A 17,000-nucleotide genomic window follows, 5' to 3' on the forward strand; every position below is an offset into this window, starting at 1 on the left:
TATAGGGGGTCTAAAGATGCATATTGAAAAGATAAATCCACAGATTTTCACAAATGAATATGATATTATGTGTCAACGATTATTTCCGCATTCTAATAAATTATATGATTCACCATTTGGTGCAATGTGGGGAATCATAGAACCTGGAGAAATTTCTAAAATTCATGGACATCATGAAGTTGAAACTTTTATTATCTTTAAGGGTGAAGGAATAGTTAAAGTGGGTAAAAAAGAAGAACCTGTTACGCAAGGGGACGCCATCTTTATTCCACCATTTGAAGAACATAGTTTGAAAAATACATCAGATGAAAATTTGATATTCTTCACCATATGGTGGGAAAATGCTTTTAGTAAAAAAAATAGTAAGAAGTTAGATTCAGGTAAAAAGAAATATTTAATAACGGCCACACCACCAACGCCTAATGGTGATTTACATGTGGGGCACCTATCTGGTCCATATACGGGAGCTGACATTTTAACTAGATATTTAAAACTTAAAGGAAATGAAGTCTTTTATATGAGTGGGGCGGATGATCATCAAAGCTATGTGCCGTTTAAGGCGGGACAATTAGAAAAATCTCCTAGAGAAACGGCAGATCATTTTGCTAATGAAATTGAAAAAACATTAAGACTAGCAGAAATTAATCCGGATATTTTTGTAAAACCTCATTTTTCAACATTCCATATTGAGTTTGTCAAAGAGTTTTTTGAAAAACTTTGGAATGAAGGTAAATTAGTAGAAAAAGAAGTCGACATTCTATTCTGTAAGCAATGCGATAAGCACCTTTATGAAGCTTATGTGAGAGGTAATTGTCCACATTGTGATGAATTATCAGATGGCAACGCTTGTGAAAAATGTGGTAGACCTAATTTGTGTATAGATTTATTAAACCCAACTTGTAAATGTTGTGGCAGCGAACCAGAGAAATCTAAAATTAAACAACTATTTTTCCCATTAAGTAATTATAAAACACAATTAAAACAGTACTACAAAGAATTAAAAATAGGGCCGCATCTAACGGCATTATGTGAGAGAATGCTAGATGAGGATTTGCCTGATATTCCTATTTCACATGTATCTGATTGGGGAATTCCAGTTCCGGTAGAAGGATATGAAAATCAAACTATATATGTATGGTTTGAAATGGCACCTGGATATTTATCTGCGACAAACGAATTAATTCAGGATAAAAACCTTTCGTATACGTTAAGGGATTTTTGGAAGAATAAAGATACGACTATCATTAATTTCTTTGGATATGATAATGGTTATTTCCATTCAGTGCTTTTCCCAGCTATTTGGCTAGCATATAGTGAAGATATAAATCTTCCTAAAACAATGATAACAAATGAATTTTATCAACTAGAGGGTCTTAAGTTTTCAACAAGCAGGGGACATGCTGTATGGGGCAAAGAATTGTTAGAAAATGCTTCACATGATGTTGTAAGGTATTATTTATCTTATAGTAGACCGGAAACAGTTGAAACAAACTTTACTATGGAAGAATTTAATCATATTGTAGATACGAATTTAAACCAAGAATGGGAATCATGGTTACATGATTTAAAATGCAAGTTAGAAGCAGAGTTTCCAAATGGTGCTCCAGAATTAGAGACACTATCAGGTAATTATTTAATGTATTATCAACATGTAAATCGAATTATGAATGAAATTATGAATGCATATGAACCAAATACATTTTCACCGCAAAAGGTAGTTAGATTATTAAACGAATTAGTGAGAATTGCTAAAAAATTCTCGGCAGGAGAAGAATTTTTAACCGTATTAAAGAATAATCAACAAAGAAGAAATACTGCTATTGCACTAGAATTATATACTGCGAAAATTTTAGCATTATTTTCTAGCCCAATTATGCCTACATTTGGTAAAATGCTATGGGGGGATTTGGGATTTAATGTTGAAATGCAGTTGGATGAGGAAGTAAGCTTTTTGCCTGCTGGACAGAAAGTGGATCTTCAAGAGAATTATTTTTCAAAAACAAACGACAGTTTTTATCTTCAGAATATTTGATAATATGAGGAGGTAGTACTTACCTCCTCATATTTCCTAATAAAAAATATATAGGGAGCTCAAATTATGAAAGAGAAAATAAAAATTGGAGTAGTAGGCCCTTTTTCAGGTCCTAGGTCTGTATACGGACAAATGTTAATTGAGGGTGTAAATCGTGCGAAGCTAAATTATGCTGATAACATCGAATGGGTTTATCAAGATGATAAAGGAGATCCAAATACCATCAAAGATATTTCTAAAAAAATGATTGAATCAGGGGTTGTCGCTGTAATTGGACACTTTAATAGTGCATGTGCTTTAAAAGCAATACCGTTTTATTCCAAGGCGAAAATTCCATTCTTAGTTCCTGCATCAACTAATTTAGAAGTTACGCTTAATAGCGAGGAATTAGTATTTAGGTTTTGTTCTAATGATTTGGTACAAGCTGAAACTGTTATTAATTTTTTGAAAACTAAAGATATTCAAACGATTACGGCAGTTTCTGATGAAACATTTTACGGGAAAAGCCTAGCAGATTTACTGTATCAAAGTGCAAATCCTTTATTTAAAGAAGTTACTAGAATTGAAGATTTTAATAGTGAAAATAATAAGCATAGCGATGCAATATTCTTTGCTGGGACACACTTTAACTCCGCAACGTATCTAAGGGAACTAAGGATGAGAGGGTATAAAGGAATTTTTATAGCTTCAGATGATTCTTATGTAGATGAATTTATAGAATTAGCCCAAGATTATTCTAACGATGCTTTTACCATAAAAGCAAAAGAGGATTATGTAGAAACATCATTTCTTGCAGCTTCGTATCTATTAGAATGTATCGAATCTAATGTAGAAAACTTAATTAATGAATTAGCAACAGGCAATTCTACAATTAAATTTTCAAGCAATGGAGATCGTTTAGGAGCTTCATGGATAATTGCACAAGTTATTGATAAATCTTTTGTTGAGGTGAATTATCATAAAACATTCAGCTGATGTAGTTATTATTGGCGGCGGCATTATTGGTGCAGCTATACAGTATTATTTAACCAAGCAAAATATTACAAATACCATTTTATTAGAGAAAAATTCCTTTAGTAGTGGATCAACAGGCCAATCCGGAGGTTTTATAAGGGTCTATCATAATGATCCGTATCTAACTGAAATAGCAAAAGAAGGAATAAATGATTTTTTTAGTATTAGTGAAGAGGTTAAATTTAAGCAGACTGGAATGTTATATGTTGAAAATGAAACACAACATATAAAAATGGAAAAGCAAATTGGAGAACTTGAAAAATCGGGGCATAAAATTAGTATCCTTTCACCTGAAGTATTAAAGAAAGAATTTAAATTTATAAATTTTCCTAAAAACAGCTGTGTGGCTTACGAGGAACAAGCAGGGTACATTAGCCCATCGTTAGCCACGAATACATGGATTGAAACATCTAGAACTAAAGGTGCATTAGCTTGTGAAGGAATTGAAGTGAAAGAAATTCTAATGGATAATAACTGTGTTGTAGGTGTTAAAACCTCCTATGGGACTATACATTGTAAACATGTTGTTATTGCAGCTGGAGCCTGGAGTGGAAATATATTAGATACTATAGGCATTAAAATTCCAGTAAGAAGTAAAATTATTCAAATTCATTTCTTTGATGGTATAGGACAAAAAGACCATCCAATTTTTATAGATGATAGTACTGGATTATATGGCAGACCTGATAATCTAGGTACTTCTCTAGTAGGATATCCAGTAGATAAGTATGATATTGATCCGGACAAAAAAATGTCAATTGACCCAAATGACTTTGAAGAAATGCTTCAAAATTCAAAAATTAGATTACCATATCTAAATAAAAAATTATTTATAGGTGGAAGAAGAAGCTTTGATGCATATACATCAGATAATCGAGGAATTATAGAACAATTTCCACAAGCACAAGGCTTAATCGTTGCAACTGGCTGGAGTGGTGGTGGAGTAAAGTTGGCTCCTGGTATTGGTAAGAGAATAGCGAAAATGATTACTGGAGTATAAGGGGAGAAAAGACTATGAACAATCTCGAGAATATTGAAATTTTTGAAGCGACCTATGATGATAGAGAGACTGTTATCAATTTAATTAGAATGTATATGGAATTCTATGAAAAACCTGTGCATGAAAAAAGTTCTTTAGATACATTAGTAAATACGATAATAAAAAATAAAGATTTGGGATTATTCTACGTTTGTACGGTTAATAAAGAGCCAGTAGGATTTGCTACTTTATATACCACTTTCAGTACGTTAAGTATGGGAAGAGCAATGATTTTAAATGATTTATTTGTTATCCCTAATTATAGAAAATTGGGTGTTGGGGATATGTTATTTAATACTTGTAAAAAGTACGTCCAAGACAATAATTATGCATATATGGAATGGGTTACCGCAAAAGATAATATAGTTGCCCAAAATTTCTATAAAAAACAAAAAGCAAATAAGAGTGATTGGATTGTTTACAGTATTTAAATAGCAATCTAATAGTATTTAGGGCGGATATAACAGAATATTTTCAATGTGCAATTTTGTTATGTATTTTCCAAATCCCTTTCTTTAAACAAGTTAAAACAAATTTAAGGTCAAACAACCGATATAAGAAAGAAGGAATGTATAATGCCAATTCAATTTATATTTATAGTACTATTGGCGCTGACTCTTTGTGGGGAAGGTATGTTAACAGTAACTCTAACCTGGACAATTTTGGATAAAGGGGGGTCAGTTACTCATTTAGGAATTATATTAACATTAATGAGTTTGTTACCATTCTTTATGCAAAAATATTCGAAAAGTCTTAAGATGTGGTTAACAAAAAGTCCATTGTTAATTTTCTCTGGTGTCCGTTGCATCGGTATTATTCTGATTATAATAAGTCTTTTAAATAGTGAGCATATTAATGTTTTTACTTTATATATTTTTGCAGGTGTTTTTTCTATTATTTTATTTTTATCTACGCAAAGCTTGGAAACTTATATGTCTCAAATGGTATTATCAGGAGAAATTCCAGCAGGAAAGGCTTCAAATATGTTACAAACTGCAATACAAATTGGAGCATTTGGTGGGAACGCAATAGCAGGATTTATGATGAATGTAGGTGGATTTAATAATGTACTTTATGGTTTAGCATTCTCTTTAGGTATTGGGGTATTTTTACCTCTTCTAATGCCGCTATTAAAAAGTAAAGATGTTCAGCAAAATAAAAAACCTGTATCAAATCATATTGAAAAAATAAATCCAATAGATAATTCAAAAATATTATGGATTACAATTACTGGTATTGCTGTTTTAACAATACAACTTGCATCATTTAATTTTTTAGTACCAATTTTATTTCACGATGTATATCGTTGGGATCCTATGCAGTATGGATTTGTTAGTGCTGCAGCAGGTTTAGGGGCTTTATTAGCTACACTTGTTGGGAAATTTGAAAAATTTATTCCAAGGTCAATTTTTCTATTAATTGCTGTTTTTGATATTACTTTAGGATTAGTGCATTCCTGGTATTTAGCAATTGCCGTTTCATTTATGCTTGGTTTTGTTTTTAATCGTTCACGTATCAATCAAAGAACTGTCATGTTTGACTTTATTAAAACAAAAGAAGAAACGGTTATTTGGTCTAGTCGATCTACACTAGCATTCCAGTTTACCAAAGCCGCTTTACCTTTATCGTTAGCATTACCTATTCAATGGATTGGGATTATGAATGCAGGCCATCTGTTTGGAGTGATAGGTACGGTTGTTGCTGCTACTATGATGGTAATTTATCTTAACGAACTAAATCATAGGAAAAAAATAGAAGTTTTACAACAAGAAGTTGCTCCAAAATCATTTTAATACCAGCGTATTAAATAAAAAGAATAGCTAATGAAGTAAATTTTATAATGTAGAAACAACGCATAAATAACTATGTAAAAATGAGTACTGTATTATACAGTACTCATTTCTTTTAGTTCGCCTTTAATTATAATTAAAATAGTCAATATCATCTCCTAATCCCAATTCAAATAAGCAATTAAATTTCAACTACTCTATTGATAGATTTCTCAAGTGAAACAATATCCATATTAATTCTTTATATAGATATGAGAGTATTAGTTATATTTTACTATGCATTTTGTGTAGGAATGTATTTATATTATGTTTTAGAGTTGTGTCATTTTACCTATAAGTTTGCCGCAATTGGAAGCATAAACTTGCCGTGAATGCTGTTTGTTTGTAATAAAGTTTGATCAAAAACATGCTACAAACGTTGATTTTATAATAGATTCTTTTCCAGTAGATTTAAGATTGGTTTTTATAAAAATGGTTGATTAAAATTACACATGTTAACCTTACTATGTGATTCTCTGATTAATAAAACGCAAAAAAATTTGGGAATAGTAACATCTATACACTACTATTATCCTTTTTTTTATAGAAATGGTTCGAATTCTCGACAATAATCCATCCTATAGTTATTAATGTTATAGAAAATAATCTAAGACCCAATCTATACATATAATCTAAATCTTTAAGATAAAAGAAAGATAATATCCCTATAACAGCACCAATTATCCCAATAATCAAACCTTTATATTTTTGTAAAAACATATAGTTACTCCTTTCATGCAAACAAAATATTCCATATTTAAATAATACTAAATTATGGAATATTTTTAAAGGATTAAAACGTTTTTATATTCAGTTTATATATCATGTTTCTTTTATTAATAAAAATATCCCTATAGATAAGTAAACCCAAAGGGATAAAACGATCAACTTTTTTATAATCGGTGCGAATTTATTTCAAAGCTACAGGAAGCATAAGCTTGCCGTTTCGGAAAACTTATGGTTCATATCACAAGTTGTAACTTAAACTTAATTTATATTGCCAAAAAACTACACCCAAATTGTTAGGAGTGTAGTTTTTAGTTATGGTGTTTATTATTAGGAAAAGTCGCTTATAACCTTAATTCTCTGTCAAATCATAATTAGTATTTGTTTTGAATATTATAAGATTAGATACTATTTGAGCCACGGAAATATAATTATCAACAAATTCTTCTAATTCTCTCAAATCAGCTATTATGATTTTAGCAATAAAGTCAGTCTTTCCTGTAACTCTATAACAAAATTCAATATTTGTTTCAAGCTGTATACAATCCATAAATTCCTGGAATTGTCCCTCTTTTACTTTTATTTCTAATATTGCTTGTAAAGAATTTGTAGTTGCTTCTTTATTACTATTTTCCGTCCCAATTATGTTAGTGGATTTAGTTTGAATAACTGTATTTTTCATTTGATAAAAAATCCTTTCAAATTAGTTTCAAATAGAAAAAATATAACCTTTTTCCATTACAGGTGAAATGGTAAGTCGAAGTAGGGTTTAGTATTATAAAGGTATTCAGATATAGATATAAAATATTATATGGTAAAAAATTTTAAAAGGAGGAATTTATATTATGAAAAAAGCATCGGATGATCAAAAGTTATTGAGTATCTATTTTCAACAAATTGTAAAAGCAATTATACTCATGAAATAGTATAACATTCTATCTTTCATTAAGAAGTATATTATTGAAAAAATTTAATAGATCTTGGTAATTATAATAGTTTTCCAAACGCTAAAGAGCAATTTCGTAAAACTGAAAATATTGAGAAATAAGTAAAGTCAGTCACTTGATATTGGATTTATTACGCGAAATGTTATAATACATATATAAGCATTATTTAAAAAAGCAACTCGAACCCCAATCCGAGTTGCTTTTTTATTATCTGCTTAATTATAAAATAACAACTAATTGAGTTGTTATTTTATAATATGTGATTGTTTGAAAATTGAATTTTTATATGCAATATTGCATATAAAAGCCTTTGTTTAACATGTTATAATTTTGTTAGTAAATTATTCATCCATTAATTTACTGCTATTCATATCAACAGATATGAAAACCCTAAATTTATAAATAAAAAGAGAAGAACTATGGTGGGTTCTTCTCTTTTTATTTATAATTATTTATTACTTTTAAAAAAGTCTATAGAATCTCAGTCATTTTAAAAAAAGGTAGATTTTTATGAGTGAAGTGTCTGTATAAAATAACATATGTCTATCTAGTTGGAAAATATTATCTTATTAGTGAGAAAATTAAGAAGGACCTGATGTATTAAATCAGGTCCTTCAATTAAAGCACTAGAAAACAAACTGTCACCATTATAATAGCAATAAAAGGAATTTAATTCAATATGTTAAATGTTGAGAAATAAACGATAATAATTCCATTGTATCGTAAATAAAAGAGTATTTACTTCTCGTAAGTATTGCCACAATAGTTAAAGTAATCATACCAGCAATAATTAGACGCCTGTGAATCAGCATCACTATTTAAATTATTACCAGAGAGTAATTTATTTAGTTGGAAGAAAAAGGAAGGGTCCTATTTGACTCCTTCCTTTTTCTCATACATACATAACGCTTGTTGACAACTTATGAAATAATAGCATTCATCGCTATTAAAATATAACACTAAAAGCATTTTAATAGATATGTAATTATGCATACATCGTGCTATTTCATGAATGGGAACAAAACTATTTATCTCTTTTGGGTTGGAAACAAATAGATTTAGGTATAATTAGCTAATCATTGATTGCTAATTATACCTTATTTCTACGTATCTGAAACAAATTATTTTACTGGATTGCATGTTAAAGAGGGTAAGGGCTTTATGAAAGGTAGATTGTTCCTTAGTTTCTTGTTCATGATTTTACTAAGAGGATGCATAGGAAAAGAAGTTAGGTTATATACGATTCCAAAAGGGGTATTAGTCAGTGCACCCAAAGACACGCTCCGTTTACGGTTTCCTATCCTACTAAATTATCATTCTAAGTAGATTCCTTCTCTTTCAAACAATTCATTCCATTGATTGAACTACCCCCACTTTCACTTCGTTTAGAAGAGGGGGATTCCTAAGTAAAGAGTTCTATCGAACTCTAATTTATTAGGCTATCTCCGCAGTCCTTGCGGTTAGAAGCCTTATCGCTTCATTCTTTAGATTGATACTTGCGTTAATATCCCTATCATGGTGTGTACGACAAGAAGGGCAGTCCCATTTACGTAGGTTTAGATTTTTAACGTCTTTGTTTTGATATCCACAACAAGAACATAATTGGCTTGAAGCAAATGTTTTCGATACGACAATGATTTGTTTGCCGTACCATTTTGCCTTATATTCCAACATAGTTCGAAACTGTGACCATGATACCTCACTAATTGCTTTTGCTAACTTATGATTCTTTAACATATTCGATACTTGCAAATCCTCTATACCAATAACATCGTGGTTTTTGATGATTTCAGTTGAGATTTTGTCCAAGTAATCTTTTCTAGCATTTGCCATATATTCATGAATTCTAGCTACCTTTACTCGCTGTTTATTCCAGCGAGTAGATCCTTTTATTCTTCTAGAAAGAACACGCTGTGCTTTCGCCAACTTCTCTTCTAATGATCGAAAAAACTTCGGATTTTTATAGATTGTTCCATCTGACAAAATGGCGAAATCTTTTAGTCCCACATCCATTCCAATGGAAGATTGCGTTTTCGGAAGTTCTTGTACTTCTGTTTCAACTAACAGGGACACAAAGTATCTGCCAGAAGGATTGCGTCTAACTGTAGCATTTACAATACGTCCCTTTACTTTGCGACTCTTGGCAAATCGAACAAGACCTAGTTTCGGCAACTTTATCTTTTTTCCTACAATGGCAATGTTTTCATTTGTTTGTTTTGTGGTGTAAGATTGTACGTTGTTTTTCTTAGATTTGAAACGCGGGGCACTAGTTTGTTTTTTGAAAAAGCGTGTATAAGCATCCGCAAGGTTGCGAACAGATGACTGAATCGCAATACTATCCACTTCTTTGAGCCAAACAAACTCTTTCTTCATGGCAGGAAGTTTGGCAGAGCATGTACCATATGCCAGACCTTTTCCTGTTTCTCTGTATGCATTATCCCATAGAGATAGGAAGTGATTGAATACAAAACGAGAACAGCCAATCGTTTTATTGATTAGGGTCGCTTGTGCTTGATTTGGATAGATACGAAATTTATATGCTTTATTGATCATCATTCGTTTCACCCCCATTTCGATATGTGTCTATCATACAACAAACGTACATTCGATAGGTAGTAAAGTAACAGTTTATGTATGTCGAACAATTAAGATGGCTTCCTGCCATCCTTTGTTCGAAGCCAATTCATCTCCCACCTACTCACTTCGCGTTCCTTGAGGAAGGAGTTTTCTTGGCTAAAATGATAAAGTTAATTCCGCCATACGTATCGCGTGGCATGGTAAAGGGGAGCGCATATATCGGTGCAATCATTGAAAAAGTCAGGAAAAAATAATTGTGTTCTTAGTGAGATGTAACAATGATTTTTTTAAAAGTTATTGCATATATTTTATTAATTGACACTCTCACCCCTAAAGGGACCAGCTGACTAACATCAGTAGGATTCTTGCTACCAAAGGCGAAGTCCATTTCTGGTATCGCTGACGTGCAAGATTGCGGTGTGCTATCACCTAACCAAGGAAAACCTTATATGTATCAAAGTGTGTACCTATCTTCAAAAATTATAATTGTAAACAACAAATAAGAATGATCTGTGAGAAAACTTAGGGGAAAAAGGAGTGGAGAAATCTTGATACATCAATATGAATTGAATTTTTCAGTGATGTATAGTGGTAAAGTATCAAGCTCACAATCTACGGTGATTCCAGCAAGTTCTTTAGAGGAAGCAAATGAAAAATTACTATCAGAAGTAAAGCGGCGATTAGGGGATTGTAGTATAGAAATTAATTCAAAAAGTTTATATGTTTCACAAGATAGCCGATATACCATTGAATAAGATAAAAAAGTTCCCTAGAAAGGGAGCTTTTTTTATCAATTTCACATGTAATTTTAAAAATATATATAGATTTATTTATGAGTTATTTGTATAGTTTAATTGTCTGTTATTTTTTTAAATTCATTTTTTTGAGTGCTCCAGAAATGGAGCCTTTTTTATGCAATAATCCACTTTCCTTAGGTTATTAAGTAGATCCATATGTGCTTTACTTTCTCTAATTAAGGAATCCGTCATATGTTCATCAACTTAATATTTTGAGATATTCCCAAAATCAAAAAAGAAAACTTTATAACTCTACAGTTATTTATGAGGATTCAATTCATCTTTTGTATTTTAGGGAGGAGTGAATTTTTTAGCTTGATGGCAATGCGATAGATTAACTTTTATGAGTAATTTAGAAGTATTTTGTGAGAAGTATAAGTTGACTAACATAACCATCTTATACTCCTTGCTACAAAAGAAATGACAATATTAAATTTCTCTTATTTTTTATTATGGAATAAATTTTGTAGCTAATCAAAACTTAGAAGAAACGATAGAAAAACTCCAAAAAATAACGAGTAAATTTAAAGTATCATAACAGCTTACTCATTTTATATTTACCAAAGATCGCGTAGAAGAATTAGAGGAGTCAATGAAGAGATGAAAAAAAGGAAAAAACTATTGGACTTATGGAAAACAATCACATTATTAGTGTGTACAGTTGTAATGTTTTCTTTACTTGTGACAGATATATTAATTAGTCATAATGTAGAACGGGCAACGGAAGATAGCCAAGCAGAGAAAGCAAAAACGATTGCACGTATTGTGGCGAATGATTCAGTTGTAATCGATGGCTTAACAGGAAAAGCAGATACTTCCGCAATCCAAACGTATACAAATAGGCTATTAAAAAATACAGATGTTCAATTTATTGTCGTTATGGACATGGGTGGAATAAGAAAGTCTCATCCAGATCCAAAGAAAATAGGTTATCATTTTATTGGAGGAGATGAGGGACCTGCATTGAAGGGACAGGAACATGTTTCACTTGCAGAAGGAACTTTAGGGGTTTCTATGCGAGTATTCGTACCTATTTTTGCTGAAACAGGTGAGCAACTTGGTGCGGTCGCTGTGGGCATTTCAGCTGATAATGTGAAAGAGAGTGTAAAAAAAAGTAGACATATTATTTATATCGGTGTTGGAGTAGGAATATTAGTTGGTATTATAGGGGCGATATTGCTAGCTAGACATATAAAGAAAAGTTTATTTGGTCTTGAGCCACATAGGATAGCGAAAATTCTTGAAGAAAGAAATGCGATGTTACTTTCGGTGAAGGAGGGTATTATTGCTGTAGATAAAGATGCCAATGTAACTTTAATAAATAACGAAGCAAAACGAATATTAAAGAAAGGTGGACTCACGGGAGATATTATCGGTAAAAATCTTGAAATGTATACGCCGAATTCACGTATAAAAGAAGTATTGCAAACAGGAGATGTACAATTAAACGAGGAACAAACTGTTTATGGGATTACAATTGTTACGAATCGGGTTCCTTTATATGTAAAAGGAGAAATAGTTGGTGCAATTGCAACATTTCGTGACAAAACAGAGATTAGACAATTAGCGGAAGAACTAACTGGCATTAAGCTATATGCGGAAGCATTACGGGCACAATCTCATGAATTTATGAATAAAATGCATGTCGTTTTAGGGCTAACGCATATGAAACAGTATGAAGAATTGCAGAAATATGTAAGTCGTATGGTATCAGAACATCAATATGAAATTGGTGGGGTTATGAAAAGAATTAAAAGTCCAGTATTTGCTGGTTTTCTACTGGGTAAACTTAGCTATGCTAGGGAGAAAAATATAAAGTTAATTATAAGTGAAGAATCGGACTTACCAGATATATATGATGATTGTATCATCCATGAACTTATTACGATTGTTGGAAATTTAATCAATAATGCATTTGACGCAGTAATGAATTGTGAGAAAAAACAAGTTGAAGTTGGAATACAACATGAAGATGCCTTAATGATAACAGTACAAGATACAGGCAGTGGAATACCAGAAGATATGCTGGATAAATTGTTTACAAAAGGTTATTCCACAAAGGGAGATAATCGCGGTTATGGCTTATATCTTGTAAAAGAAAGTACACAGCGAATAAATGGGGAGATTTATATCCATTCATCGTTAGGAGAGGGAACAAAGATAACAATTGAAATACCTAATAGTAGGGATGAGGGGCAGATATGATTAAAGTTTTAATTGTAGAAGATGATCCGATGGTAGCAATGTTAAATACACATTATTTAGAACAAGTAGGAGGGTTTGAACTTGTCCAAGCAGTTAACTCAGTAAAATCGGCGATAGAAGTATTAGAGAAATCGCAAGTAGATTTAGTCTTACTTGATATTTTTATGCCTGAAGAGACTGGATTTGAGCTTTTAATGTATATTCGAAATCAAGAAAAAGAAATCGATATTATAATGATTTCAGCTGTACATGATATGGGGAGTATTAAAAAAGCATTACATTATGGCGTAGTAGATTATTTAATTAAACCATTTACATTTGAAAGATTTAAAGAGGCATTAGCTATATATCGAGAAAAGCTTACTTTCATGACAGAACAACAAAAAATTAGTCAATCGGAATTAGATTCGTTAATTTTACAAAAGGAAAAAAGAGAGCCTATTGTCACTAAAGAGCTTCCAAAAGGATTAACGAAACAAACGTTACAATTAATTTGGGAGAAAATAGAGTCACTGAATGGACGGACGTTTACAACAGATGAGATGGCGCAATTAGTAGGGATTTCAAGAGTTTCTATTCGAAAGTATGTCATGTTTTTGACTGAAATAGGAATATTAGAGAATAAAATGGTGTATCAGCATGTGGGAAGGCCTGTGAGTCAATTGAGATGTATTGACCAAAATAAAATAAGTTTTTACGTATAAGCGACTTATGATAGTCGCTTATATTTTTTAATTTTTGTTGAGAGATGTGAGACTAATCATTTAGTATGGTGAGAAAATTGTCGAAAAAAAGATATAATTGTCAAATTATGTTGCAGCAAGACTTGTTCAATGTTAAATTCTTATTAATAAGAAAAAAGGAAATAGGTTCGTTTCATTCTCATACCCTATCTTTTTTAATTATTTAGTATAAACAAGGTTGAAAATTTCTTTTTTCTAGTATGTTTTATATTTATTAAACAATAGAAAGATTTTCGAGTTTATATTTCTGAAATTTCAGAAATATAAACTCGCCAGGAGATCGGAATTAATTACATTCGTTCAACAAAAGGATTTTAACAGAAAAAATTGAAAAAGAAAGGATTATTTATATGAAGAAAAGGAATCATTATATATTTCAAAAACCGATGAAAGTACTTGCGACATCTGTTATTTTGACAACTACATTATTTACACCTATTATAACAAACAATTTAAATGTACACGCTGAAACAGTTAATCAACCAACTACAAATCAATATGAACTAAGGGAGTTTGACCTACCAGCTACAGGAAGCTATCAGGATGAAGCAACAAGAGAGAGAAGAAGTGAACAAAAAACCTATATACCAACTGGAATTTATATACAACCGAATGAAGAAGTTACAGTTGAAGTATTAGGAACGAATAAGATTAGAGCAATTATTGGAACACATGGCTATGATAAAGAATGGGGAAAAGAAATTAAACTTTCTCCTGGTACGAATAAGATTTCCTCTCCAAATGGTGGGTTATTAGGACTTGATAATAATCAAACTACAGGAACAGTTAAGGTGAAAGTCACACAAGGCGGGAGCCATGTCCCGTTCTTTGAATTAGGAAAGCATACGAAAGCAGACTGGATTGCGATGATGGACAAGTATCCAAATGCACATGCTGTTCAATTAAAATCAAAGAAAGCAGTGCTTACGGTTACTCAAGATAGCGCTAAGAAGCATCTAGTGAATCAAGATCCTATCCCGTTATTAGAAACATATGATGAAATGATTCGAGCGCAAGATAAAATATCTGGATTATCTGAAACAGATCCTAATCCTTTACATCGTTCGACTGAACGTATTTGGTCCTTTATAGAAAATCCTAACAAACCAACATGGGGCATGTATGCAAGTCTAGATGGAGCTGCATTTACTACTGCTGGTAACGCAATTGAAAGTGCTTTAAATGTAAATAAATTTGGATGGGGACAAATGCACGAAGCGGGACATGCAAGACAACAATACCCATGGACGTGGAATGATTTAAGAGGGATGGGTGAAGTAACTGTTAATCTATATTCTTTAGCTGCACAAAAGCGATTATTCCCGAATCAACCGACGCGTTTAGAAAAATCCGGTGATTACGATAAAGCCTTTGTATACTTAAAGCAAACAGATAAAGAATATAAAAATATAAATGACTTGTTTGTGAAACTTGTTATGCTTTGGCAACTTCATCTCGCATATGGTGAGGATTTTTATCCGAATCTTCACAAACTATATCGAGAGTTACCAAAGGATCAACTTCCAAAAACGGATGAAGAGAAAATTCAAGCATTTATTTACAATACATCCAAAGTAGCGAAACAAAATGTACTCCTGTTTTTTGATCAATGGGGACTGAAAGCATCGCAAGAAACGCGACAAAAAATAGAAGCTTTGAACTATCCGATATTAACCGCACCTATTTGGGAAGCCACAGATTCTAAACCTGTAATCGTAGAAGAAATTCCAGATATGGAACCGAATTTTACAGTACCTGTTGGAGCGACAGTTAATATAGGTAATTCATTCGACCCAATGTCAGGAGTGTCTGCTACTGATAAGGAAGACGGAGACCTTACTAATAAAATAACAGTTGACGGTAAAGTAGATACCTCTAAAGCAGGCACTTACGAGTTAACTTACACAGTTAAAGACTCTAAAAATCATAAAGTAAACGCGAAACAAACGGTTACGGTTAAAGAGAAAGAAGAAATAAAAGATGAGGCGCCATTACTAAAAGTACCCTCAGAAACTACAATTTCGGAAGGGGATAAATTCGATCCAATGAGAGATGTAAGTGCTACTGATAAAGAAGATGTTGACCTTACATCAGAAGTAAAATATGAAGGTAAAGTAGATACAAATACACCTGGTACTTACACGATTAAATACACAGTTAAAGATTCTGCAGGTCATTTGGCAACTCAAATACAAACTGTAACAGTTAAAGAAAAAGAAAAACCTATTGAGATTCAAGAGCCTGAGTTAAATGTACCTACTGAAGTGAATATGAATGTAGGAGACAAATTCTCACCAATATTTGGGGTTAATGCTATTGATAAAAAAGATGGTGATATTACTGATAAAGTAAGACATTTTGGTGAGATAGATATATTTAAAACGGGTACTTCCGAGGTAAAATTCCTTGGTCGTGACTCTGGTAGTAATGAGGTAATTACAATACAAAAAGTGGTAGTGAAAGATAAAGAAAATGGTATTAATAATATCTCTAACAACAGTAATTCTGATGAAAAAGAAGATACGTATAAAGAGCTTCCAAAAGCAGGTACAACTACAAAGAACAGTGCAGCAATAGGCATATTAATGGTTCTTGTAGGTATGGTAATTACTTTTGGTTGCAAATTTAAAAAGGTACTAAAATAGTCGTACCTCAGTGTATTTAATAAAAGTAAGACTGAATCAGGAGTTCAAATTGAAACAATGGAGAGATTGACACTCCCACGTCTAAAGAAAGGACTAGAGTCCTGCGTGGGCTTTCTCGTATCGTAAATTCTGTAATTTTTTTGTTACCTTCAACTGAATCAGCAATATGTTAAAATGTTTATATTCCTCCTAATCAATTCATGTGATTAGGCGAGCCCTAAGGAGTCCCTATCTCCTAAGGGCTCTTTCATAATCTATTATTCTATCTTATTTACCTATTCTATAAAGCAAATTAATCTCCCTTGCATACCCACAAATTATCCTCCTCAACATCAGATGCCTTGAAATCTCTCTTCAAGATATTAGGTATTTCATGACGAGAAGTATTAAGCCATTATTAATACTGTTTATAGGTATGTATTTTTTACATAATTAAAATTGATTAA

Annotated in this window: 12 protein-coding genes; 9 read left to right on the plus strand and 3 right to left on the minus strand. The window is 31.9% G+C overall.

The features are described from left to right. Positions 1–16: 16 nt before the first annotated feature. The 5 genes from JDS95_RS24295 to JDS95_RS24315 all read left to right on the plus strand — a co-directional run bounded on the left by JDS95_RS24295 (position 17) and on the right by JDS95_RS24315 (position 5,878). A complete protein-coding gene (locus tag JDS95_RS24295) occupies positions 17–2,032 on the plus strand; it encodes a class I tRNA ligase family protein (protein WP_199690837.1) in 2,016 nt (671 codons plus the stop codon). Between the two features lie 66 nt (positions 2,033–2,098). Next, positions 2,099–3,007 carry a branched-chain amino acid ABC transporter substrate-binding protein gene (locus JDS95_RS24300; RefSeq protein ID WP_199690838.1) on the plus strand — a complete coding sequence of 303 codons (909 nt, stop codon included), beginning with the start codon at positions 2,099–2,101 and terminating at the stop codon, positions 3,005–3,007. Between the two features lie 10 nt (positions 3,008–3,017). Continuing rightward, entirely contained in the window at positions 3,018–4,046 is a 1,029-nt protein-coding gene (locus JDS95_RS24305; RefSeq protein WP_199690840.1) for an NAD(P)/FAD-dependent oxidoreductase, read from the plus strand. A 14-nt stretch (positions 4,047–4,060) separates the two neighbouring features. Further along, a complete protein-coding gene (locus JDS95_RS24310) occupies positions 4,061–4,516 on the plus strand; it encodes a GNAT family N-acetyltransferase (protein ID WP_001061015.1) in 456 nt (151 codons plus the stop codon). 144 nt (positions 4,517–4,660) lie between these two features. Beyond that, a complete protein-coding gene (locus tag JDS95_RS24315) occupies positions 4,661–5,878 on the plus strand; it encodes an MFS transporter (protein WP_001122312.1) in 1,218 nt (405 codons plus the stop codon). A 552-nt stretch (positions 5,879–6,430) separates the two neighbouring features. On the opposite strand, the gene JDS95_RS31245 is transcribed toward JDS95_RS24315, so the two are convergent. The 3 genes from JDS95_RS31245 to tnpB all read right to left on the minus strand — a co-directional run bounded on the left by JDS95_RS31245 (position 6,431) and on the right by tnpB (position 10,143). After that, positions 6,431–6,634, minus strand: a complete 204-nt coding sequence (locus JDS95_RS31245) for a hypothetical protein (RefSeq protein ID WP_000479687.1) — start codon at positions 6,632–6,634, stop codon at positions 6,431–6,433. Between the two features lie 358 nt (positions 6,635–6,992). Beyond that, positions 6,993–7,322 carry an Lrp/AsnC family transcriptional regulator gene (locus tag JDS95_RS24320; RefSeq protein ID WP_000799642.1) on the minus strand — a complete coding sequence of 110 codons (330 nt, stop codon included), beginning with the start codon at positions 7,320–7,322 and terminating at the stop codon, positions 6,993–6,995. 1,699 nt (positions 7,323–9,021) lie between these two features. Continuing rightward, entirely contained in the window at positions 9,022–10,143 is a 1,122-nt protein-coding gene (gene tnpB, locus JDS95_RS24325; protein ID WP_199690839.1) for an IS200/IS605 family element RNA-guided endonuclease TnpB, read from the minus strand. Positions 10,144–10,712: 569 nt separating this feature from the next. On the opposite strand from tnpB, the gene JDS95_RS24330 reads away from it, so the two are divergent. The 4 genes from JDS95_RS24330 to JDS95_RS24345 all read left to right on the plus strand — a co-directional run bounded on the left by JDS95_RS24330 (position 10,713) and on the right by JDS95_RS24345 (position 16,554). Beyond that, positions 10,713–10,919, plus strand: coding sequence for a hypothetical protein (locus JDS95_RS24330; protein WP_000581811.1), 207 nt, complete (start codon positions 10,713–10,715; stop codon positions 10,917–10,919). A gap of 642 nt (positions 10,920–11,561) precedes the next feature. After that, positions 11,562–13,166 carry a sensor histidine kinase gene (locus tag JDS95_RS24335; protein WP_000746349.1) on the plus strand — a complete coding sequence of 535 codons (1,605 nt, stop codon included), beginning with the start codon at positions 11,562–11,564 and terminating at the stop codon, positions 13,164–13,166. After that, positions 13,163–13,870, plus strand: coding sequence for a response regulator (locus JDS95_RS24340; RefSeq protein ID WP_000598680.1), 708 nt, complete (start codon positions 13,163–13,165; stop codon positions 13,868–13,870). Before JDS95_RS24335 ends, JDS95_RS24340 begins: the two co-directional genes overlap by 4 nt. Before the next feature lie 389 nt (positions 13,871–14,259). Beyond that, positions 14,260–16,554 (plus strand): M60 family metallopeptidase, encoded by a 2,295-nt coding sequence (locus JDS95_RS24345; RefSeq protein WP_000747115.1) that lies wholly within the window; start codon positions 14,260–14,262, stop codon positions 16,552–16,554. The last annotated feature ends 446 nt before the right edge of the window (positions 16,555–17,000 follow it).

Source organism: Bacillus cereus group sp. N24 (assembly GCF_016483345.1).
GTDB classification, from domain to species: Bacteria; Bacillota; Bacilli; order Bacillales; family Bacillaceae_G; genus Bacillus_A; species Bacillus_A toyonensis.